The organism is Muribaculum gordoncarteri (assembly GCF_004803695.1).
In the GTDB taxonomy this organism is placed as follows: domain Bacteria; phylum Bacteroidota; class Bacteroidia; order Bacteroidales; family Muribaculaceae; genus Muribaculum; species Muribaculum gordoncarteri.
The window spans coordinates 1,122,151-1,145,083 of record NZ_CP039393.1; the positions used below are offsets into that span (position 1 = coordinate 1,122,151).

Genomic DNA, 22,933 nt, shown 5'->3' on the forward strand with positions numbered 1-22,933 from the left:
ACTTTGCCAAACTATTCAACAGAGATAATTTAATAAGTATTTAACATGACAAATGAATCAAGGCATTTAAGACAAGAGCCGCTATTCTGTGAATTTATGGTGGATGTGCTGCAAGGAATGATTGCAGCTGACAAAAAACGTTGTTATGAAACCTATCTTACCACGCTTAACAATTTCAAGCGTTTTTTGCAAGGGGGAGATATTGAATTCAGACAGCTCGACAGCATACGCTTGCTTTCCTATCAGGCGTGGTTGATACGTTCCGGAGTGACTTTAAACACCGTGTCGTTCTACATGCGCGTGCTCAGGGCTGTTTATAATCGGGCGGTTGACCGAAACATTACCGTACAGACTTACCCATTCAAGCATGTCTATACGGGAATCGAAAAGACGGTGAAGCGAGCCGTGTCGTTGAATAAAATCAGGGAAATATATTCGCTTGACCTGTCGCACGATCCGAAACTCGAGTATGCCCGTGACATGTTTATTCTGAGCTTCTTCTTAAGGGGTATGTCGTTTGTCGACATGGCATTCTTGAAAAAGAGCGATCTTGTGGGTGGACGACTTACTTATCGTCGACGGAAAACCAATCAATTGCTGGTGATAAAATGGGAACCCGTTATGCAACGCATCGTGCAGCGTTACGGCAATCCGTCGTCAATCTACTTGCTCCCGATAATTGAGGACTCAACTGTGAATGTAAGGAGCAAATATAAGAATGGCCTCTACAAGATAAACTACAACTTGAAGCGGGTAGGGAGCAGGGTGCATCTGTCGTTGCCGTTGACCATGTATGTTGCCCGCCATTCATGGGCTTCTATCGCACGCTCGCGCAACATCCCGTTGTCGGTGATAAGCCAGGGCATGGGACATGATTCCGAATCAACGACCAAAATTTATCTGGCTTCACTTGAAACCAATGTAATCGATCGTGCCAATCAGACTTTGATTAAGTTGCTTGAGGGTAATTAAAATTAAGGACCGACACGGGTATTGAGTGCTACCAATACTCATGTCGGTCCTTTGCAATTACAATTCTATAGTGTCACTCCTGTTTTGAATATTGCGATTTCCTTGGCTCCGGTAAGTTCATGCTCTAACAACATTCCGCTGGCGGTGTCTATGATTTTGTCGAGCATTCGCTTGGAAGCGTTATTTATGGATTCGCCCTCTATTATCGTTCCTGCATTGAAGTCAATCCAGTGCTTCTTTTTCTCATAAAGAGCTGTGTTGGTCGATATTTTCATTGTGGGGACAAATGTTCCGAATGGAGTCCCTCGCCCTGTAGTGAACAGGACGATGTGACATCCTGCCAGCGCAAGTGCGGTCGAGGCTACGAGATCATTACCCGGAGCGTTGAGCAGGTTTAGTCCGGCCTTTGTGGCTTGGCGGGCATATCCGATGACATCGACAACCGGTTTTGTGCCACCTTTCTGCACGCATCCGAGCGACTTTTCCTCAAGAGTCGTTATGCCTCCGGCTTTGTTGCCCGGTGACGGATTTTCATATATCGGTTGGCCGTAGGAGCGGAAATAGTCCTTGAAGTCGTTTATGAGCGATGTAATCTTATTGAATATTTTTCGGTCGACAGCCCGGTTCATCAATATGGTTTCGGCTCCAAACATTTCAGGGACTTCGGTCATTATGGTTGTCGCTCCGCATTCAATCAGCTTGTCCGACACCATTCCCACAAGCGGATTGGCGGTTATCCCCGACAGGCCGTCGGAACCTCCGCATTTCAATCCCACTTTCAGAAGTGACATCGGCAGGGGCTGCCTGCGGTCGTTCTTCATCGTTTCAATCAATTGCTTGCCTATTGCGACTCCCTCTTCAATCTCGTCGTCCACTTCCTGCGCTACGAGAAACTTTATTCGTGACGGGTCGTAGTCGCCCAATGTGTCACGCAACGTTGCCAATTGGTTGTTTTCGCAACCGAGGCCGAGCACAAGTACACCGCCTGCATTGGGATGCTTTATTAGTGCAGCCAAGGCCGAGCGGGTGTTTTCATGGTCGGTGCCGAGTTGAGAGCAGCCATAATTGTGGGTGAACGCACGCACATCGTCTACATGGCATGTGTCACACTCTTCGGTCAGTCGTTTGACGATTGCCTGAGCTTGTCCGTTGACACATCCCACCGTTGGCACTATCCACAATTCATTGCGAATACCCATCTCTCCGTTGGCTCGTAGATAGCCGTTGATTGTGGGCGGTTCACTTGACGACGGTTTGGCCTCGATTGTCACAGGATTGTAGGTGTACTCCAAGTCAAGATCGAGCGATGTCGCGAGATTGTGGGAATGTACATGTTCGCCGGCCGTTATGTGGCTTGTCGCATGGCCTATGGGATAACCGTATTTTACGACATCGCCTCCTTGGGCTATGTCGGTTAGCGCCACTTTGTGACCTCGAATCATGTCATCCTTCAACGTTACCGTTACGCCTCCTTCGGTCAATGTTTCACCGGCTTTTATCTCGTCGGCTAAAACTACGGCTACATTGTCGGCTGGGTTTATCCTTATGATGCGTTTAGCCATTCTTGTGCGCTTCAATGAATTGTTTTAATGCCACTGACATGCCGTTCCGTCTGATTTCACTCAGATATCTTGCCGTGTCATCGATAAAGCCGGGAATATGCTCTTCAAAATTTTCGGTGAAAATGTTGCTGTTGACAATGGAGGCAACAGTAGAGCGATAGTCGTTGTCATTCCACACTTGATTTATCAATTCAAGATGCTCTTGGGTGTCTTGGGCGTTGAATCCCGAGCCGGGGCCGTACAGTGAGAGCAATGCGGCAAATGTGAACAGTTCAAAATCCGCTCTTTTGCCGTTACGTGAATAGTAGTCCTTTGCAGTGGGATAATTACGTGCCTCCCACTTCGACAACGAGTTTAACGCTATTGACTTGAGCTGATGTTTAATATAAGGGTTGTAGAAACGTTCAAGTATTCCTGCCGAGAATCGCTCAAGTGTTTCGCGCTCTTCGTCAATCATCGGCAGCACTTCACGCTCGACCATTGTGTTGATGAATTCGTTGACATCACGGTTGTCGAATGCGTTCATAACCGTTTCGCATCCAAGCTGTAGAGCAACCGGCACCATTCCGGTGTGCGAGCCGTTGAGTATTCTCACCTTCTTGTCGCGGAACTTCTTTATCGAGGGCATGAACTCCACATTGAGTCCCGCCTTGTCAAGGGGCAGCTCACGTTGTGCCGTCAGATAGCCTTCACCTCCTATGGCCCATATGTGGTAAAGTTCACCCTTGACGATCTGGTTGTCATCATAACCGAGCTCCTCCTTAAGCTCGTCAATTGTGTCGTGAGGGAATCCCGACACTATGCGGTCGACAAGAGTGTCACAGAATATGCAGCTGTTTTTCACCCAGTCGATGAAATCGTTGCCAAGACCTCCTTCAGCGGCGTGACGCAGCACGAAGTCGCGTAGGGTACTTCCGTTGTCCTCGATCAGCTCGCAGCACAGGAATATCAATCCCTTGTCGTGGGCTCCGTTGAAGCGGATGAAGCGTTTGTGCAGCATCTTGGTGACTTTACCGGGAAATGTTGACTGGTTGTCGCCTGACATCTCTTCGGGCTCGTAACGTATGCCCGCTTCGGTTGTGTTTGATATTACAAATCTTAAGTCGGGCGATGTTATGTAGCTTTCGTAACGCTCCATGTCGGCTGCCGGTGAAAAGGCGTCGGCTATCGAGGTAACCAACCGTGACTCCTTGCCGGGTTTGCCATCCTTTACACCTTCAAGGTACACATGATAGAGTCCATCCTGCTTATGTAATGTTTCCAAGGCGGGAGTAATGCGGAAACGCGGCGTCACTATGGCTATGTCGCTATCGGTAACACCTTTTTCGTTGGCAATGTCAATCATCCAGTCGACAAATGCCCTCAGGAAGTTGCCTTCGCCGAATTGAAGTATTCTTACAGGATGGGTGGTTGTCGCCACCGTTTCCCTGTTTAATGGTCGTAAGTTCATTGTACGGTAGTGTTGTTAGTTTTCGTAAAGATAGAACATGCGTTCCATCAGCGTCCATTTTTCGGCCGATGTGCTGTCAGGATTGCATCCTTGGAATGTTGCCACGAAATTTTCCCATTCGGCCTGGCGCGGTAACGAGGCAAGTCGCTTCATTGCCGTGTCCCAGTCGAAGTCAAGAGGAGTTTCCACAATCATGAATACGCGATTGCCGGTTATGTACATCTCCATTTCAAGGATTCCCACTTCGCGTATCCCTTCACGAATCTCAGGCCAGGCATTCGCTTTGCTGTGACACTCCTTGTAGCGTTCTATCAGCTCCGGATTGTCTGACAGGTCGATTGTCTGGCAATAGCGTTTTACCGGCTGGTCGTAACGTTTTACTCTGTATCCGTTGACTGGCATTGAATCGCTTTAAAATTTGACTAATATTCTGAATACCTTTCCGGGATTGTCCGACCAATGCTGAAGCGCCTCTTGCGCTTTGTCGGGCGTCACTATGTCGCTGATAAGCAGGTCTACGGGGCAGTTGCCGTGTTGCATGTAACGTATCACGGCATTGAAGTCGGCCGGCAACGCATTGCGTGAACCGCGTATGTCGAGCTCTTTCTGCACAAACAGCTTTGTCTGGAACGTGACATCCGACTTTGAATAGCCGATGCACACAACTCGTCCGGCAAATGCCACTTCCTCCACTGCCGTTACATAGGTCACGGGTGAGCCTACAGCTTCGACAACTACATCGGGACCATATCCCGCGGTTATGTCACACAGCTTTTCGTGTATATTCTCCTTGGCCGAGTTTATGGTGTAGGTAGCTCCGAGTCGCTTTGCGAGTTCAAGTTTGTCGTCGTCAAGGTCGGTGGCTATGACAGTGGCGCCTCTCATGGCTGCTCTCAATATTGCACCGAGTCCGATCATGCCGCATCCTATCACCATTACGGTGTCTATGTCGGTGACTGCACCTCGGTCAACGGCATGGAAGCCTACACTCATCGGTTCGATTAATGCGCAGTCGCGCGAAGAGATGCCGGGAGCCGGTATGACTTTCTCCCAAGGTATGGCGATGTATTCGCGCATGGCTCCGTGACGCTGCACACCGAGTGTTTCGTTGTGCTCGCAGGCGTTGGGGCGGCTCTTACGACAAGAAGAGCATTTGCCGCATGCCGTATAGGGATTTACAGTAACGTTCATGCCCTTGGTGAACACGCCTTCGGGTACGTTGTCGCCGATGGCTTCGATGGTTCCACCTATCTCATGTCCCGGAATGACGGGTGATATTGCCATGAGATTTTTTCCGCGGAATGTATTGAGGTCGGAGCCGCAGAATCCCACGTAGTCAATCTTGATTAATACTTCTCCGGGACGAAGTTGAGGCATGTCGAGATCGATTACTTCGACATTGCCGGGCGATTTTATTTGAATTGCAAGCATAATTATATTCAGTTACTTGTTGGTTATATTTTGAATGAATGGTTGTCAGTTGATTATTTTGTGCCCGCGGAATCCGTAATAGGCGCACACCATGAAGCATATCATGGGAACGACATAGGCAATGTGATACCACATCGGGTCGAGCATCATGATGAATGCGGTGAGCTGCGGCAGACAGGCGTTACCCACAATGGCCATTACCAGGAATGCCGAGCCGCTCTTTGTGTCATCACCAAGATTGGTTATCGCGAGTGAAAATTGGGTGGGGTAGATGATCGACATGAAGAACGACACCGCTATCATGGCATATAGTCCCACCATGCCTCCAAACAGCGTTATCACAATACACAGCACTACATTGGCGAGAGAGTAGACGGTGAGCATGTTGCTCGCTTTGAACTTGCTCATCAACATGGTTCCCACCCATCGGCCAAGCAGGAATGCAAGCATGTAGATGCCGAAGAATGTAGTCGCGGTGGATTCGCTTATGCCTGCATAGGAGCAGCAGTAGACAAGGAAGAGGCTGTTGATTGCCGTTTGTCCTCCGTTATAGAAGAACTGAGCCACTACGCCTTTAGCGAGGTGAGAGCGTTTGAATACACCGAAATTAATAAGCTTTCCCGAACTGCTGTGACCTTCGTTTATTTTGGGCAGTTTTGAGAAGATGAATATCACTGCTATTATTACAAGCATAAGGGCAAGAGCCGCATAGGGGCCTTTCATGGCGCTGGTTTCAGCCTCGATATATGCTTCCCATCCGCCGGTGAAGTTGGCCGGCAGTGTGTCACGTGTATATGAATCGCCGCTGAGTATTATCTTGCTGATGAACATTGCCGATATGAAAGCACCAAGTCCGTTGAACGACTGGGCGAGATTTAGTCGGCGATGAGCCGATTCAGGTGCGCCGAGAACCGTTACGTAAGGATTGGCGGCTGTTTCAAGGAAGCACATTCCGGTAGCGATGACAAAGAATACGCACAGGTAGAACCAATACTCTTTTATCACAGCCGCAGGGAAGAACAGCAATGCACCGGCTGCAGCCATGAGCAGGCCGAATATTATGCCGGCCTTGTAGGTGTAACGCTTCATGAACATCGCAATCGGTATGGGGCAGATGAAGTATGCGAGCCAATAGGCGGTTTCGGTAAATGACGCTTCAAAGGGTGTCAGTTCGCAAGTCTTCATCAGCTGCCTTATCATTGTTGGCAGCAGGTTGGCGCTGATTGCCCAGACGAAGAAGAGGCATATCACGAGCGATAGCGGTACAATGTATCGATTTCTGGTTGTAGGATTCATTCCGACATGTTTTTGATGTAAGGTAACTCTATAAGATTCTTAAAACCGTAAAAACGTTTTGCGTTTTCACCGAGGAATGCACGTTTTTCATCGGTAGTCATGAGGGGTGACTTTATAATGAAGTCGTAGGACATGCGGTAGGTTATGGCCGTTATCGTGCGAGGATAATCAGAGCCCCACATGAGCTTATCCATACCTACGGCATCGGCAGCTTTGCGTATGGCGCGCACGGCTCCGTCAAAGGGATAAAATTCAGAATTGAAGAGCCATGTTATGCCTCCTGATTCAATCATGACATTTTTATGTCGTGCCAGCTTTATCTGTTCCATCCAGTCGGGCATAGTCACCATTCCGAAATGTCCTATCGCTATTTTAAGATCGGGACATTCGCTGATGACATCTTCCATCTCGGGCACTTGCAATGCTCCGTCGGCCAGTGTTATCGACAATATTATGCCGTGCTTCTCCATGTACTTGAACATCTCCATCATTTCGGAAGAGTTGAGCCAAACCCGGTCGTCGCCGAGCGGAAGTCGGTGAGCAGGTATGGCCAATCCGCGGAATCCGCGTGCTATCAGCTCTTTTGCATCGGGGAGAAAACCCGGTTTGCGAAATTCACACATGCCGAAAACGAAAAACCTGTCGGGGTATCGCTTTACTACATCGGCAAGATACTCATTCTGATTTCCGTCGATGAACTCCTGAGTGACCACGGCTGCCGAAACTTGTGCATAATCCATGTTTGACAGGAATACTTCGGCCGAGTTGCGTCCGTCGATCATGAACGGCGGCAGCATCTGCCTCTCTTCGCCCAGGAATATCGAGCGTCCGCGGTCGATGGTGCGTACCGGCAATCCGTTGACGATTGTGTCTTGATTCAGCCACAAATGCGAGTGTGCATCGATTATTGTGTAATCCATGTCGGCGGTCATTAAGAGTTGGCCCAGCTTACTCGCTGCTGGTTTCCTATTATGTCACGCACCTCCTCAACGAGTGTCATGTCGATGGGCTCGTCGACGAATGCTATGTTGTTAGCCACATTGTCGGGATTGGCCGAGCTGAACAGCGTAGTCGCGATCCTCGGATTTCCGGTTGAGAATTGTATTGCGAGTTTCTCAATCGGGTATCCCTTGGCGTTGCAATGCTCCACGGCCTTGCGGCAGGCATCGACAAGCGACTTGGGTGCGGGATGCCAGTCGGGCACGCCTCTATTGGACAACAGTCCCATCGAGAGTGGCGAGGCGTTGATGACACCGATGCCGTGCTGCTCGAAATAGTCGAGGAAATCGAGCAACTTGTCGTCGTTGAGCGTATAGTGACAGAAATTGAGCACGCTTTCGACTGTGCCTTCGGGTACGCGATCGATTACCCACTTGAGATTCTCCAGCTGGAGATCGGTTATGCCCACATGTCCCACGACACCTTTTTCGCGAAGCTCCACAAGTGCCGGCAGAGTTTCATTGACCACCTGATTGAGGTCGGCAAATTCGATGTCGTGTACGTTTATCAAATCGATGTAGTCGACGCCGATGCGTTCCATGCTTTCAAATACGCTCTCAGTGGCGCGTTTTGCCGAGTAATCCCATGTGTTGACACCGTCCTTGCCGTAGCGGCCTACCTTGGTCGAGAGATAATATTTGCTTCGATCGATGCCCTTTAAAGCCTTGCCGAGCACTGTTTCGGCTTTGTAATGACCGTAGTAGGGCGATACATCGATGAAATTCATGCCACCTTCAATGGCTGTTTCCACTGCTTTGATTGCCGATGCCTGATTTATGTCGCGGAACACTCCGCCGAGCGACGAGGCTCCAAAACTGAGCGACGACACTACCATTCCAGTTTTCCCGATTTTGTTGTATTTCATGTAATGATTTAATAATTACTATTTCATGCAAAATAAAGAAATAAATTTCGTTTGCAATAGGAATATTTCGCGATAAAGTAGGACAAAATCGAGATTTTTTCGCAGTCGCAATTTTAAGAGCCGTTAATATTTATTGTCGAACCGGCTCTTATTAAGATATATTATGTAGCATGTTTCATGTCTGTTGGATTATTTTTTGTATTTTTGTATGTATAATGTAATGACACAATGTCATCGATTTACCATGACCCGAATTTTAAGTATTACCAATAACTAAATTCCATCCATAATTAAATGAACAAGCACTATTTCCCCCGGATTGCCATGATGGTAATGACCGGTGTGATTGCGGTCAGTCTTAATGCGGAGCGTCATACGACTACGTTGAATGAAGGCTGGCAGTTTACAAAGGGTGTCCATTCGGCCGACACGCAGTGGCAGAATGTAAGAATACCTCATGATTGGGCCATATACGGGCCTTTCGACCGAAATAACGACCTTCAGGTTGTTGCCGTAGAGCAGAACGGAGAAACAGAAAAGACAGAAAAGACCGGCCGTACCGGCGGCCTTCCTTTTATAGGAAAAGGTTCCTACCGCACGGTTATTGATGTTCCCGACACTACAGGCAGGACATTTACCCTTGTATTTGACGGAGCGATGAGCAATGCGCATGTCAAAGTCAACGGCAAGGAACTTGCATATTGGCCTTATGGCTACAACTCATTCTATGTCGACATCACTGACGCGGTACATCCCGGCAAGAACGATGTCGAGGTCGATCTTGAAAACTTTGAAAGGGCATCGCGCTGGTATCCCGGAGCCGGACTTTACCGTAACGTGCATCTTGTAAATACCGATAAAGTACACATCCCCGTTTGGGGCACATACGTTACGACACCCAAGGTGACCAAGGATTATGCATCGGTGCGCCTTGAGGTGAAGATAGCCGGTCTTAATGACGGCCAAAAGGCTATGGTGGCTACCGAAATTCTGTCGCCTGCAGGCGATGTGGTTGCAAAGAATTCATCGGAATTTGTGTATCACGGACAGAAGGATTTCCAGAATTTCCTTGTAAACCGACCTGAATTGTGGTCGCCGAAGTCGCCAAAGCTGTACACGGCACGCACTACTGTCAGCGTCGACGGCAAGGTTGTCGACAGTTATGACACCCGATTCGGTATACGCAGTATCGAGTATGTTCCCGAAAAGGGATTTTTCCTTAACGGGGAGCTTACCAAGTTCCGCGGAGTGTGCAATCATCATGACCTCGGCCCGTTGGGCGCGGCAGTCAACCGCTCGGCGTTGCGTCATCAGATAGAACTGCTCAAGGATATGGGAGTAAATGCCATACGTACATCTCATAACATGCCGGCTCCCGAACTTGTCGAGCTGTGCGACGAAATGGGCGTGATGTTGATGATTGAGCCCTTTGACGATTGGAGCTTCCGTCCGAAGTCGCCTAACGGTTATGGCTCATACTTCAACGGATGGGCCGAGCGTGACATCACCAACATGGTTGAGCATTACCGCAACAGCCCGTCGGTGCTCATGTGGTCGATAGGCAACGAGGTGCCGAGCCAGTGGGGCCCCGGAGGAGTAAAGGAGCTTACAATGCTTCAGGATCTTGTGCATAAGCTTGACCCGACCCGTCCCGTGACATGCGGTATGGATCAGATAAGGGCGGTGCTTGACAATGGCTTTGCTGCCGCTCTCGACATTCCCGGCTTCAATTACAAGCCTCAGTTCTATGAAGAAGCCTATGAAAAGCTTCCGCAGAAACTGATTCTCGGTTCGGAAACCGCTTCGACCGTTTCATCGCGTGGAGTTTATCATTTCCCTATCGAATTTAAGGAACACAATCACGTGACGCACCCCGACCATCAGTCGTCGAGCTATGACAATGAGTCATGTATATGGTCCAACACTCCCGATATAGACTTTGCTATGGACGATGACAAGGACTATGTAATAGGTCAGTTTGTGTGGACCGGATTTGACTATCTTGGCGAGCCTTCGCCTTACGATACCGATGCATGGCCCAACCATAGCTCAGTGTTCGGTATCATCGACCTTGCGTCACTTCCCAAGGACCGTTATTACCTCTATCGCTCAAAGTGGAACGAGGAGTCGCCGACACTTCACATTCTGCCTCACTGGAACTGGAAAGGCCGTGAAGGCAAGGTGACACCTATATTTGTCTACACCAGCTATCCCAAAGCCGAGTTGTTTATAAACGGAAAGAGTCAGGGCGTTCGCGAGAAGAACGACTCCACCTATCAGAATCGTTACAGGCTGATGTGGAACGAAACCGTGTACGAACCGGGTGAGGTAAAGGTAGTGGCTTACGATGACAAGGGCAATGCCGTTGCCGAGGAGTCGATAAAAACCGCAGGCAAGCCGCATCATCTTGTTGTCACACCCAATCGTGAATCGTTGAAGGCCGATGGTGACGATCTTGTCTATTTCACGGTACAAGTCGCCGACAAGAATGACAATATCGTGCCTACCGATGATCGTCTTGTCAAATTTAAAGTAGACGGAGCCGGTGCATTTGAGGCTACTGCAAATGGCGACCCGACATGCTTGTTGCCGTTCCAGAATCCTGAGATGAAGCTATTCAGTGGTGCTGCCACAGCGATAGCCCGTAGCGGCAAGACTCCGGGAACTCTTCGTTTCCGCGTGACGGCCAAAGGCGTGGCTCCTGCCGAAGTTGAAATTCCCGTTCGTTGACAGTTATAACAATCGAGAGATATGAAATACCGATTCTGTGGCAATAGTGGATTGCAGCTACCGATGATATCACTCGGCTTGTGGCATAATTTCGGATATGTCGACAATTATGCCACGGCTCGTGACATCATATTCCACGCATTTGACAAGGGTATAACCCACTTCGACATCGCCAATAATTACGGCCCGCCTCCCGGTAGCGCCGAGGCCAATTTCGGGCGAATGCTGAGCGAGGGGCTTAAGAATCATCGAGATGAAATCATCGTCACCTCCAAAGCCGGTCACCTCATGTGGGACGGCCCCTATGGCGACGGCGGTTCGCGCAAATATATAATGGCAAGCATAAATCAGAGCCTTAAGCGCACCGGTCTTGAATACTTCGACATATTTTACAGCCATCGTTATTGTAGCGAAACACCGCTTGAAGAAACTGTTCAGGCTCTTATCGACATCGTGAAGCAGGGTAAGGCCCTTTATGTGGGATTGTCAAAGTATCCTGTGGATAAAGCAGCGGAGGCGTGTGAGATGATGCGACAGCAGAATGTGAGGTGCCTCATATATCAGGACCGTTACAGCATGTTGAGCCGAAAGCCCGAGGGCGCCCACTTTGCCATGTGTCGTGAGCAGGGTCTTGGATTCATAGCTTTTTCGCCGTTGGCACAGGGGTTGCTTACCAATCGCTATATCAACGGAATTCCCGAAGGTTCAAGAGCCGCACGTGACGGAGGTTTCCTACATCGTGAGGACATAACGCCCGAATTGGTTGAAAAAATCAAGTTGCTTGACGCAATGGCGGCCCGTCGAGGACAGTCGTTGGCTCAAATGGCCATAGCATGGCTGCTTGCCAAGCCGGGAATGACATCGGTTATTGTGGGTGCAAGCTCGGTGGGGCAGCTCGATAATAATATCGCTGCAGTCGACAACATTGAGTTTACTATTGAGGAGCTTGCCGAGATAGATGCCATACTGAATCAATAGCAGTCACACAGCACATATATAAAGAATCAGCCATTTAGCATTGCGCTAAATGGCTGATTTATTTTATTGATTAAAACAGGTTGTCGATTACTTGCCCTGAACGGCAGCAACGCCGGGGAGAATCTTACCTTCGATGGCCTCAAGAAGTGCGCCGCCACCGGTTGATACGTAAGAAACTTCATCGGCAAGACCGAACTTGTTTACACATGCAACCGAGTCACCGCCGCCAACGAGTGAGAATGCACCATTATTGGTAGCTTCTACGATAGCATCGGCGATTGCACGAGAACCACCTGTGAAGTTGTCAAACTCGAATACACCTGCAGGGCCGTTCCAAAGGATAGTCTTGGAAGGAACGATGGCTGCTGCAAAAAGCTTGCGGGTTTCGGGACCTGCATCGAGGCCTTCCCATCCGTCGGGGATGTTGTTGGCGGGGCAAACCATAGTCTTGGCATCGTTGCTGAATGAATCGGCAGCAATGCAGTCGGTGCCGAGGATGAGGTTTACACCCTTCTCCTTAGCCTTCTTGATGATGTCAAGAGCAAGGTCAAGCTTGTCGTCCTCAACGATTGAGTTACCGATCTTGCCGCCCTGAGCCTTGGCAAATGTATATGTCATACCGCCGCAGAGGATGAGGTTGTCAACCTTGTCCATGAGGTTTTCGATGATGCCGATTTTGGTTGAAACCTTAGAACCACCCATGATTGCGGTGAAGGGACGCTTGATGTCGCTGAGGATGTTGTCAACGGCCTGAACTTCCTTCTCCATGAGGTAGCCGAGCATCTTGTCGTCAGCTCCGAAATAGTCGGCGATAACGGCTGTTGAAGCGTGCTTGCGGTGAGCTGTACCGAATGCGTCGTTAACATATACATCGGCATAGCTTGCGAGCTGCTTTGCAAATTCTTTCTGTTTTTCCTTCATCTCTTTCTTAGCTGCGTCGTAAGCGGGATCGGCTTTGTCGATGCCTACGGGCTTGCCTTCTTCTTCGGGGTGGAAACGAAGGTTTTCAAGCAGAAGCACTTCGCCGGGCTTGAGGTTGGCTGCGGCTTCAGCTGCTTCGGGACCTACGCAGTCAGATACAAACTTTACATCATGGCCGAGAGCCTTGGCTACATCGTCCTTGATCTGGCTAAGTGAGAACTTAGGATTTACCTTGCCTTTGGGCTTGCCCATGTGTGACATGATGATGAGGCTGCCACCGTCGTTGAGGATTTTCTTGAGGGTGGGGAGGGCGCCACGGATACGGGTGTCATCGGTAATCTTACCGTTTTCATCCAGAGGCACATTGAAGTCAACACGGACAATGGCCTTCTTTCCGGCAAAGTTGTAGTTGTCTATTTTCTGCATTTTGGTTAATATTTAGTTGGTTAATCGAAATAGTCTGTAACAATGAAATATTTACGGCAAATATAGCGGAAATTCGCGAATTATGCTGCTAAATTTGCTTAAATGATGTGAGATGACTTCAATAATGCCGACATCTGGTCGCGAAGCTTTTCAGCCTCCTTGCCTGCGGCTTCGGCGAAGTCTTCACCCGACGATGCGTATATGATGCCTCGCGATGAGTTGACGAGCAATCCGCAGTCGGGAATCATGCCGTAACGTGCCACTTCCTCAAGGCTGCCTCCCTGTGCGCCTACACCGGGAACAAGCAGGAAGCTTTGTGGTGCAACGTTGCGAATGTCCTTGAACATGCTGCCCTGTGTAGCACCCACTACATACATCATTTCATCGGGAGTGGCCCATTTCTGTGATGTGGTGATTACGTGCTCGAAGAGTCGCTTGCCGTTTTTGTCCTCGATCAACTGGAAGTCATGAGATCCCTTGTTGGATGTGAGGGCCAGCAGAATCACCCATTTGCCCTCATATCCGAGAAACGGTGTCACGCTGTCCTCGCCCATGTAGGGTGCCACGGTTATGGCATCGACATCGAGATGCTCGAAGAAGCTGCGGGCATAGAGCATCGAGGTGTTGCCTATGTCGCCTCGCTTGGCATCGGCGATTATGAATTGGTCGGGATGATTCTCCTTCAGATATTTTACGGTGCGCTCAAGAGCAATCCATCCCTCCACACCGAGGCTTTCGTAGAATGCGAGATTGGGCTTGTAGGCTACGCAATAGGGCGCTGTGGCATCGATTATCGCTTTGTTGAAGGCAAATAACGGATTTTCCTCGCGCAGCAGATGCTGAGGTATTTTCTTTATGTCGGGATCAAGTCCCACGCATAGAAATGACTCTTTACGCTTTATGTTCTCAACTAATTCAGTTCTTTTCATCGGTCTATGTTGATTGAGGGTTATAATTCTGACTCTTTTAGCTTCTCGGCATTCTCGGCGATTATCAGGTGGTCGATGCAATCCTGTATGTCACCATCCATGAATGCCGCAAGATTGTAGATTGTGTAGTTGATGCGGTGATCGGTGATGCGTCCCTGCGGATAGTTGTAGGTGCGTATCTTGGCCGAGCGGTCGCCGGTCGACACCATAGTCTTTCGGCGTGACGCTATGTCGTCGAGGTACTTTTGGTGCTCCTTGTCGTAGATGAATGTACGCAGTCGGCTTAGGGCGCGCTCCTTGTTCTTGGGCTGGTCGCGTGTTTCGGTACACTCGATCAGTATTTCCTCGGTTTCGCCTGTATTGGGGTTCTTCCACATGTAGCGAAGTCTTACGCCCGATTCCACCTTGTTTACGTTCTGGCCTCCGGCACCTCCGCTTCGGAATGTGTCCCACTTTATTTCACCTTCGTTGATTTCTACATCAAATTCCTCGGCCTCGGGCAGCACGGCCACTGTGGCCGCCGATGTGTGCACACGGCCCTGGGTTTCGGTAGCCGGCACTCGTTGTACACGGTGTACGCCGCTTTCATACTTCAGGATACCGTACACGCCTTCGCCCGTTACCGAGAATACTATCTCCTTGAATCCTCCGGCTGTTCCTTCGTTGAAGCTTGTCACGGCTACATTCCAGCCCTTTGACTCACAATATTTGCTGTACATCTTGAACAGGTCGCCTGCGAATATTGCAGCCTCGTCGCCTCCTGTGCCTCCTCTTATTTCAACGATTGCATTCTTGCCGTCCTCGGGGTCGGCCGGGATGAGAAGCAACTTTATCTCCTCTTCAAGCTGCGGTATTCGTGCCGTGGCGTCATCAAGTTCCTCCTTGGCAAGCGAACGCATCTCTTCGTCACTCTCGGAGTCGAGAACTTCACGTGCTTCATTTATGTTGTCGAGCAGATTGCGGTAACAGCGGGTGGCATTGGTCAACTTTTCAAGCTCTTTATACTCCTTGGTCAGTCGTACATAGCGCTTCATGTCTGAAATAACTGCCGGGTCGGTTATCAATGTGCTCACTTCCTCAAAACGCGCTTCAATGCCGTCGAGGCGTGAGAGTAGGGAATTTTCTGACATAAGTGACTATTGTGTTGTAATTTTTCGCGAAGTTACAAATTTTTCGCCATATTTTTATGCATTGTGGCGAGTAAAACATCAAAACCTATATTTTAATGTTTTTAACTTTTATGTGCTTAATTATGGCGCATGGTGAGGACTATCTTTGCAACGTGTTCAACTAATAAATCTTATTGCTATGTTACAGCCGATAGTTATCACTCCTAAAGTGATAAGCACAATCCAGTCACTTCCGGAGGAAGAACGAGTTACGATAGCAGGAGCTATCGCGAAAGAGATGATTTTGGGTGACAGCGATGTTTCGCTATCCCCTGTACAGAGGATTATCTATGCTATGATACAGAGTTATATCCGACATGACTCTCACCGATTCAATAAGGAAAATATTTAGGGCACTATGCGATAATACTATGAAAAACACACATTTTTCAAAATGTTGATGTCAAAAAGTGTATTAAACAATGCACAAAGGTTTAAATATGTGAAATTGTTTGGATGATTACTATTAGTGTTGTAAATTTGAAACAGTAATTTGCCTATCTGTTTTTAGTGAACGTATCATTTCTTCTTAGACTCAAATATTGAATTATGAGAGATATAACTGATGTCTTCCTTCATATACTCCATCAATACGGAAGTGTGGATATGGCCGAAGCGGAGTTCAAAAAAATGATAAACGAGGATTCGGAGCTGCGAACCGAGTACCGTGAATGGTGCGATGCTGTGGGAAGTAGTGAAAAGAACGGATTCCTTGATTTTTGTGAAGAGTACATGGATTCGCAGGAGTCCATCTACGATACATTGAACGATTATGATGAGTGATCGTGCGACAAGGCTTCCTGCCGAGTGGGAGCCTCACGGAGCTGTGATGCTTTCGTGGCCCCACAAGGACACCGACTGGGCTCCGGTGCTCGATGACGCAATCGACTGTTTCGTCGAGATAGCCAAGGCCATTGCCCGGGAGGAAACGCTGATCGTTGTAGCTCCCGATGTCGAGGAGCCGCGACGGGTGCTTGATTGTGAGAAACTGCCTAATCGCATACTCTATCTCACGGTTCCGACCAATGACACGTGGGCCCGTGATTTCGGCCCTATAACCGTAGAGCGTGACGGTAATCCGGTGATATGCGATTTCAAGTTCAACGGGTGGGGACTTAAGTTTCCCGCCGACAAGGACAACCTCATAACCCGCGCTATGTGCAATGCCGGTTTGCTGAGAGGTTGTTACAGCAATGAACTGTCATTTGTGCTCGAAGGCGGCTCAATCGAGAGTGACGGGCAGGGAACTTTGATGACTACATCGCAATGCCTGCTTTCGCCCAATCGCAATGGAGCGATGTCGCGTGATGAAATCGAGGAGTACCTTAAGTCGCGATTCGGTCTTGACCGGGTGCTGTGGCTTGATTACGGTGCGCTTGAAGGCGATGATACCGACAGCCACATCGACACACTTGCCCGCTTGGCACCAAATGATACCATCCTGTATGTAGGCACTGACGATGTCACCGACAGCCACTATGATGAACTGAACAAGATGAAGCTTCAGCTTCAGTCGTTTGTGACCGCTTTGGGACAGCCTTACAACCTGATAGAACTGCCACTGCCCGATGCCGTGTATGACGAAGATGGAAACAGATTGCCTGCTACCTATGCCAATTTCTTGATTATGAATCATTCGATATTGATGCCTGTCTACCGACAGCCGCAGAAGGATGAACTTGCAGCACAGATAATCAAGATTGCATTCCCCGACCATCAGGTGGTGAAAATCGATTGCAGTGTATTGATAAAACAACACGGCTCGCTGCATTGTGTGACGATGCAGGTGCCTGAAACGATATTACCTATATGAGCAATATTTTGAAAGTAGGAATTATACAGCAAGCCAATACGGGCGACATTGACAACAATCGCAATCGACTTGCCGAGAAGATGAGGCGCCTTGCCGAAAACGGTGCCCGACTCATAGTGAATCAGGAGTTGCATGATTCGCTCTATTTTTGTCAGACTGAATCGACCGACTTGTGCGGGCTTGCCGTGGGATTCCCTTCAAAGACCACCGAATTCTACTCGGCACTTGCCCGTGAGCTCGGAGTCGTAATAGTCACTTCGTTGTTTGAACGCAGGGCTCCGGGACTGTATCATAATACGGCTGTAGTGTTTGAGGCCGACGGCTCGATTGCAGGAAAATACCGTAAGATGCACATTCCCGACGATCCTGCCTACTATGAGAAATTTTACTTCACTCCCGGTGACCTCGGTTTTGAACCGATCGACACATCGGTAGGACGACTTGGCGTGCTTGTATGCTGGGACCAGTGGTACCCCGAGGCTGCACGCCTTATGGCGTTGCGTGGAGCCGAGATGCTCATCTATCCCACCGCAATAGGATGGGAGAGCAGCGACGCCGACGATGAGAAATCGCGTCAGCGTGAGGCATGGATTACCGTGCAGCGCGGCCATGCAATAGCCAACGGACTTCCGCTTATAGCTGTAAATAGAGTGGGACATGAGGACGACCCGTCGAATGTCACGGGAGGAATTCAGTTCTGGGGTAGCTCGTTTGTTGCTGGGCCGCAGGGTGAATTCCTGTTCAAGGCTCCTGACGATAAAGAATGCGAAGCTGTGGTCGAAATCGACCTTTCCCGCTCGGAAAATGTGCGCCGTTGGTGGCCCTTCCTCCGTGACAGGCGCATTGATGCCTACGGGGGCTTGACAAGCCGTTTCCTTGACTAATTCGTATACCACTTCGGCGGTGATGCTAAATGATATCACCGCTGAAGTGGCATTTTTTAATCTTTATGTGTAAGAGCGGTTATTTTTTCGGATAATCCTTACCGTCGTAGAAAGCTTTGCCTACTTTTTCGCCGATTATGCGATAAGAATTGGTTTCCGAATCAAAGGATATCGGCTGAAGTTTGTTGTAGTCCACGGCTCCCTTTTCGTCAACTATTGAGTCGTCGACTATTGTGTTTATAATTTCTCCCACTACACGGGTTTCTCCAAGTTCCTCGTTTATTGAAATCACCCGGCACTCCATTGTCAACGAATACTCCTCGATGATGGGTGCGTCGACATTTTCCGATTTGACAACGGTCACTCCTGCGTCGGCAACCTTGTCGGGATTCTTATTGCCTGAAACTATTCCGAAGTAATCTGACAGTTTCAGTGTGTCGACTGTGCCGAGGCTTACAGTGAATGCTCCACGACTGCGTATGTTGCGTGTTGTCTTATGGGTCGATGACAGATTGAGTGCTATATTGGTATATCCGCATTGTCCGCCCCATGCGGCATTCATGGCATCGGGTACTCCGTTTTCGTCATAGGTACACACGATAAGCACCGGCAGGGGTGCAATCACGGCTTTGTTGTTAATGCTTTTTTTCATGATTATGATGTGTTTGTGAGTTATGGTTTTCCTATATTAATCTGTTTTTGCGTGTTAATGTTCACTGAAATGTCACATCTTGTCCTCTTTTATTATAAGGAGTACATCATTGGGCTTCAGTTGCAATTGACCGTTAGGCACAATATAGCGGTCGTTGCGCTTAATCATCATGACAAGCGAGCCCGGTGCGAGGTTCATGTCACGCAGTGTGTTTCCGCCTGACAATCGCTCTTCGGTCAATGTAAGCGTTTCCAGCGAAGTGGGAAGCTCGTCGGCGAGTTCGACACCGAAATCGTTGTCCTCGACGCCTTCGTTGGTGGTAAGCTTCAGTTTACGGGCGCACGTAATCACCGATGTGCCTTGCAGGAGTAGCGACAGCAATGTCACGAAGAACACGATGTTGAATATCTGCGATGCTCCATCGATATTGGCGATTACGGGATAGGTGGCGAATATGATCGGAACGGCTCCGCGTAATCCCACCCACGATATGAAGCATTTTGCGTTAATCGATATTTTGCTGAGCGGCGAAAGACTAAGGAATACACTCAGTGGTCGTCCGATTATGATCATGAACATTCCTATAAGCAGTGACACCGGTGCCACTTCGAGCATTTCGTGGGGATTTACAAGCAATCCAAGCATCAGGAACACCACAATCTGAGCAAGCCAAGTCATGCCGTTCATGAATTTGCCTATGGCACGATGGTTGGGGATTGTGGCGTTACCCACAACTATTCCACAGATATATACGGCAAGGTATCCGTTGCCGGTGAGCGCGGTAGTAGCTGCAAAGGTGAAAAATACCGATGCGAGCAGCAATATGGAGGTCATGGAAGCGGCTTGATCGGCATCCTCCTTGATTGACGAGTCGTTGCCTATGCGGCGATAGGTTTTGATGAGCCATTTTGTGAATCGTCCCATCATCAGTCCCATTGCGCCACCAATGCCGAATTGCAGTGCAAGTTGCACTATAATCTGTGTAACCGAAAGATTTCCGCCAAGGGTTATCGTTTCAATCAATATTATTGTGAGCATGTAGGCCATCGGGTCATTGGAACCGCTTTCAAGCTCAAGCATGGGGCGCAGATTCTCTCTAAGATTGACCTTCTGACTGCCGAGAATGCCGAAAACTGAAGCAGAGTCGGTTGATGACATTGTGGCCGCAAGCAGCAGCGACGGCAGAAAAGCGAAGTGGATGTTGGTCCATGACATCCCTGACAGCCACCACACGAAAACACCGGTGAGCAAAGCCGTTAGCAGTACGCCGACAGTCGAGAGTATCAATCCCGGTACTATGACAGGGCGTATCGACGATAGTTTTGTATCCATTCCTCCCGAGAAAAGGATTATACACAAAGCGATCATGCCTATGAACTGTGCGGTGTGCATGTCGCTGAACTGTATGCCAAGTCCGTCGGTGCCGAATCCCATGCCTACAATCAGGAAGATTAACAGCAACGGCAGTCCTATGCGATAGCTTGATTTGCCGATAAGCACTCCGGCTACTAAAAGAGTCGAGCCGATAAGCAATATGTTTTCCGATGTTATGTAATTCATGCAATGATAACAATATTATTAAATCCAAAGTTACAATTAAAATTCAGAATTTGTGATAAATCGAAAGGCGGTTAATGCCGTGAATGGAATAAATTTATTGTTTTCTTAACATTTTGGACTGCATGAGGATCGGGTGGTGTGACATCAAATTGTTTAGGCCGGATGTGGATGTTATTACGAAAATTTTTTATTTTTGCATCATGTCAAAGGCGAAGTAAATATGGAAAAATATAACGGCACAAGATACAATTCGTTGTGGGACAGCTCTACATGGTCGATAATATCCTTAGTAATGGTGTGTTGTGTAATACCTTGCTTTTCGGGCGACGGCATCTGGCCTATCATAATCTGCTTGTTTATGTTGGCGTTTATATTGGTTACTTTCATCGGAATATATTATCGAATCGACGGCGATAAACTTGTAGTGTACACATTCTTTATTCCTACCGCATATCCCATTGACAAGATAAAAGATATCAAGCCTACAAAGAGTGTGCTTTCCGCTCCGGCAACATCGCTCTCTCAACGATTGGCTATAACTTTCACCGACAGGAAGATTCTGAAAAGTTTTATGCCGCTTTTAATTTCGCCGGTGCGTCAGCAGGAGTTTATTGAGCAGCTTCTTTCCATAAATCCTGAAATAGTAGTTGAAAACGGTCGATAATATGAATTTTCCGACAATTATTTAGCCTATATTGCCAAAAACAGGGACAATTATTTTGATTCGTTGAATTTACTTTTTTGAGTTAATTGTGTCATATAAGTATAAACCGTTACTTATATGAAGAAAATAGTATTCATTATCATTCTTGGACTGCTTTGGACTACGATTCCTGTAGAAGCGCAGCATCGTCGCGGACACCGTGATCGGTATGAATATGCTCAAGGACGGCCCCGATTGCAATATGTAATAGGACATAACGCGGTCTTATTTGACGGAAAGGTCATAAAGGGCGCTTCTCCGGCATATTTCAAAGTGTTGCGTGACGGTTATGCACGTGACGATTGGAAAGTCTATTACATGGGGAAGGCGATAAAGGGTGCCAACAGCAACTCTTTTAAAGTTTTGGACAACGGTTACGCTAAAGATTCCTGGGATGTATATTATCACGGGAGCAAAATAAAGGGAGCCAACTCCGGAAGCTTCAAAGTGCTTAACGGCCGTTATGCACGTGATGCTTGGGATGTATATTTCAAGGGAATGAAGATAAAGGGTGCATCGCCGGGAAGTTTCAAGGTGTTGCGTGACGGTTACGCATGTGACGCATGGAATGTATATTACAATGGCGATAAAATAAAGGGTGCGTCACCTGAGAGATTCCGAATTTTGCGTGACGGATACGCTGAGGACGGCAGAAACACTTATTATCTCGGTCGCAAAGTATCGCGTCGTTAATCCGTTAGTATTTATCATATATTAAATTAATAAGGCCATTTGTCATTTGACAGATGGCCTTATTATTTGTACGATATTAAAATTGGTTTATTGTCATCCTGATTGCTGTCAGATGCTCAAGCAGTGTGGCGAGTTGGTCGAGAGGCAGCATATTGGCTCCGTCGCTTTTGGCCTTTGACGGTTCTCGGTGGGTTTCGATGAAAAGTCCGTCGACACCTACAGCTATTCCCGCACGTGCCACTGTTTCTATGAGGTCGGGACGACCGCCCGTTACTCCTGCCGCCTGATTGGGCTGTTGCAGCGAGTGGGTTGCATCAAGAATCACGGGTACGCCGCTCTTCTGCATTGTGGGTATGCCTCGGTAGTCGACAATAAGGTCCTGATAGCCGAATGTGGTGCCGCGTTCGGTTATTGCAACCTGATTGTTGCCCGCATCGATTACCTTGCGCACTGCAAACTCCATTGCTTCGGGCGAAAGGAACTGACCTTTCTTTATGTTTACCATTTTGCCGGTCTTTGCCGCTGCTACAAGCAGTTCGGTCTGTCGGCACAGGAAAGCCGGAATCTGGAGTATGTCGACATATTCGGCAGCGATCGCCGCTTCTTCCGATGTGTGTATGTCGGTTACTACCGGGATATTAAATGTTTCACGCACTTTGCGCAATATTTTCAACGCTTTTTCATCGCCTATTCCGGTGAATGAGTCGATGCGTGAGCGATTGGCTTTGCGATATGAGCCCTTGAATACGTAGGGTATGTTAAGACGGGCTGTGATATTGGCAATGTTTTCAGCTATGTCGAGAGCCATCTCCTCGCCTTCGATTACACAAGGGCCGGCAAGAAGAAAGAAATTGCCTGTCGATGATGACTTTAAATAATTAAGCATTTCGTGTTCAGGTG

General features: G+C 48.4%; 21 protein-coding genes. 8 read left to right on the top strand and 13 right to left on the bottom strand.

Going from position 1 to position 22,933, the window contains the following annotated elements; all coding sequences use genetic code 11:
* Positions 1-45: 45 nt before the first annotated feature.
* Positions 46-972 carry a tyrosine-type recombinase/integrase gene (locus tag E7746_RS04885; protein ID WP_136410034.1) on the top strand — a complete coding sequence of 309 codons (927 nt, stop codon included), beginning with the start codon at positions 46-48 and terminating at the stop codon, positions 970-972.
* A gap of 65 nt (positions 973-1,037) precedes the next feature.
* On the opposite strand, the gene E7746_RS04890 is transcribed toward E7746_RS04885, so the two are convergent.
* The 7 genes from E7746_RS04890 to E7746_RS04920 are packed head-to-tail and all read right to left on the bottom strand — an operon-like array spanning position 1,038 to position 8,575.
* A complete protein-coding gene (locus tag E7746_RS04890; RefSeq protein ID WP_136410035.1) occupies positions 1,038-2,534 on the bottom strand; it encodes a UxaA family hydrolase in 1,497 nt (498 codons plus the stop codon).
* Entirely contained in the window at positions 2,527-3,984 is a 1,458-nt protein-coding gene (locus tag E7746_RS04895) for a tagaturonate reductase (RefSeq protein WP_136410036.1), read from the bottom strand. The genes E7746_RS04890 and E7746_RS04895 overlap by 8 nt, the downstream gene beginning before the upstream one ends.
* Positions 3,985-3,999: 15 nt before the next feature.
* The gene (locus E7746_RS04900; RefSeq protein WP_136410037.1) at positions 4,000-4,386 is read right to left on the bottom strand and encodes an L-rhamnose mutarotase; all 387 of its coding nucleotides are present in this window, start codon (positions 4,384-4,386) and stop codon (positions 4,000-4,002) included.
* A 9-nt stretch (positions 4,387-4,395) separates the two neighbouring features.
* Positions 4,396-5,415 carry a zinc-binding alcohol dehydrogenase family protein gene (locus E7746_RS04905; protein ID WP_136410038.1) on the bottom strand — a complete coding sequence of 340 codons (1,020 nt, stop codon included), beginning with the start codon at positions 5,413-5,415 and terminating at the stop codon, positions 4,396-4,398.
* A gap of 45 nt (positions 5,416-5,460) precedes the next feature.
* Positions 5,461-6,711 (bottom strand): L-fucose:H+ symporter permease, encoded by a 1,251-nt coding sequence (fucP, locus tag E7746_RS04910; protein WP_136410039.1) that lies wholly within the window; start codon positions 6,709-6,711, stop codon positions 5,461-5,463.
* Positions 6,708-7,631, bottom strand: coding sequence for an amidohydrolase family protein (locus tag E7746_RS04915; protein WP_136410040.1), 924 nt, complete (start codon positions 7,629-7,631; stop codon positions 6,708-6,710). Before E7746_RS04915 ends, fucP begins: the two co-directional genes overlap by 4 nt.
* Before the next feature lie 11 nt (positions 7,632-7,642).
* Positions 7,643-8,575: an aldo/keto reductase gene (locus E7746_RS04920; RefSeq protein ID WP_136410041.1), complete on the bottom strand. Its 933-nt coding sequence runs from the start codon at positions 8,573-8,575 to the stop codon at positions 7,643-7,645.
* A gap of 294 nt (positions 8,576-8,869) precedes the next feature.
* Between E7746_RS04920 and E7746_RS04925 the strand changes: the two genes are divergently transcribed.
* Entirely contained in the window at positions 8,870-11,305 is a 2,436-nt protein-coding gene (locus E7746_RS04925) for a glycoside hydrolase family 2 TIM barrel-domain containing protein (protein ID WP_136410042.1), read from the top strand.
* A 21-nt stretch (positions 11,306-11,326) separates the two neighbouring features.
* Positions 11,327-12,283: an aldo/keto reductase gene (locus E7746_RS04930; protein WP_136410043.1), complete on the top strand. Its 957-nt coding sequence runs from the start codon at positions 11,327-11,329 to the stop codon at positions 12,281-12,283.
* 87 nt (positions 12,284-12,370) lie between these two features.
* Here E7746_RS04930 and E7746_RS04935 read toward each other — a convergent pair whose 3' ends face one another.
* The 3 genes from E7746_RS04935 to prfA all read right to left on the bottom strand — a co-directional run bounded on the left by E7746_RS04935 (position 12,371) and on the right by prfA (position 15,689).
* Entirely contained in the window at positions 12,371-13,630 is a 1,260-nt protein-coding gene (locus E7746_RS04935; RefSeq protein WP_136410044.1) for a phosphoglycerate kinase, read from the bottom strand.
* Between the two features lie 98 nt (positions 13,631-13,728).
* Positions 13,729-14,559, bottom strand: a complete 831-nt coding sequence (gene pyrF / locus E7746_RS04940) for an orotidine-5'-phosphate decarboxylase (RefSeq protein ID WP_123396579.1) — start codon at positions 14,557-14,559, stop codon at positions 13,729-13,731.
* A 20-nt stretch (positions 14,560-14,579) separates the two neighbouring features.
* Positions 14,580-15,689 carry a peptide chain release factor 1 gene (prfA, locus tag E7746_RS04945; RefSeq protein WP_123396580.1) on the bottom strand — a complete coding sequence of 370 codons (1,110 nt, stop codon included), beginning with the start codon at positions 15,687-15,689 and terminating at the stop codon, positions 14,580-14,582.
* Positions 15,690-16,277: 588 nt separating this feature from the next.
* Between prfA and E7746_RS04950 the strand changes: the two genes are divergently transcribed.
* The 3 genes from E7746_RS04950 to E7746_RS04960 are packed head-to-tail and all read left to right on the top strand — an operon-like array spanning position 16,278 to position 18,425.
* The gene (locus tag E7746_RS04950; protein WP_123396582.1) at positions 16,278-16,511 is read left to right on the top strand and encodes a hypothetical protein; all 234 of its coding nucleotides are present in this window, start codon (positions 16,278-16,280) and stop codon (positions 16,509-16,511) included.
* Positions 16,501-17,541 (top strand): agmatine deiminase family protein, encoded by a 1,041-nt coding sequence (locus E7746_RS04955; protein ID WP_238337336.1) that lies wholly within the window; start codon positions 16,501-16,503, stop codon positions 17,539-17,541. The genes E7746_RS04950 and E7746_RS04955 overlap by 11 nt, the downstream gene beginning before the upstream one ends.
* A complete protein-coding gene (locus tag E7746_RS04960) occupies positions 17,538-18,425 on the top strand; it encodes a carbon-nitrogen hydrolase (protein ID WP_136410045.1) in 888 nt (295 codons plus the stop codon). Before E7746_RS04955 ends, E7746_RS04960 begins: the two co-directional genes overlap by 4 nt.
* A gap of 79 nt (positions 18,426-18,504) precedes the next feature.
* Here E7746_RS04960 and E7746_RS04965 read toward each other — a convergent pair whose 3' ends face one another.
* Both E7746_RS04965 and E7746_RS04970 read right to left on the bottom strand, forming a co-directional pair.
* Positions 18,505-19,077, bottom strand: coding sequence for a flavin reductase family protein (locus E7746_RS04965; RefSeq protein WP_135946176.1), 573 nt, complete (start codon positions 19,075-19,077; stop codon positions 18,505-18,507).
* A gap of 72 nt (positions 19,078-19,149) precedes the next feature.
* On the bottom strand, positions 19,150-20,637 hold the full coding sequence (locus E7746_RS04970; protein WP_135946177.1) for a potassium/proton antiporter: 1,488 nt from the start codon (positions 20,635-20,637) through the stop codon (positions 19,150-19,152).
* Between the two features lie 220 nt (positions 20,638-20,857).
* Between E7746_RS04970 and E7746_RS04975 the strand changes: the two genes are divergently transcribed.
* Both E7746_RS04975 and E7746_RS04980 read left to right on the top strand, forming a co-directional pair.
* The gene (locus tag E7746_RS04975; RefSeq protein WP_136410046.1) at positions 20,858-21,301 is read left to right on the top strand and encodes a PH domain-containing protein; all 444 of its coding nucleotides are present in this window, start codon (positions 20,858-20,860) and stop codon (positions 21,299-21,301) included.
* Positions 21,302-21,418: 117 nt separating this feature from the next.
* Positions 21,419-22,033, top strand: coding sequence for a DKNYY domain-containing protein (locus E7746_RS04980; protein WP_135946179.1), 615 nt, complete (start codon positions 21,419-21,421; stop codon positions 22,031-22,033).
* A 76-nt stretch (positions 22,034-22,109) separates the two neighbouring features.
* Here E7746_RS04980 and kdsA read toward each other — a convergent pair whose 3' ends face one another.
* Complete coding sequence (gene kdsA, locus E7746_RS04985; protein WP_135946180.1) at positions 22,110-22,919, bottom strand: 3-deoxy-8-phosphooctulonate synthase; 810 nt, start codon at positions 22,917-22,919, stop codon at positions 22,110-22,112.
* Positions 22,920-22,933 lie beyond the last annotated feature (14 nt).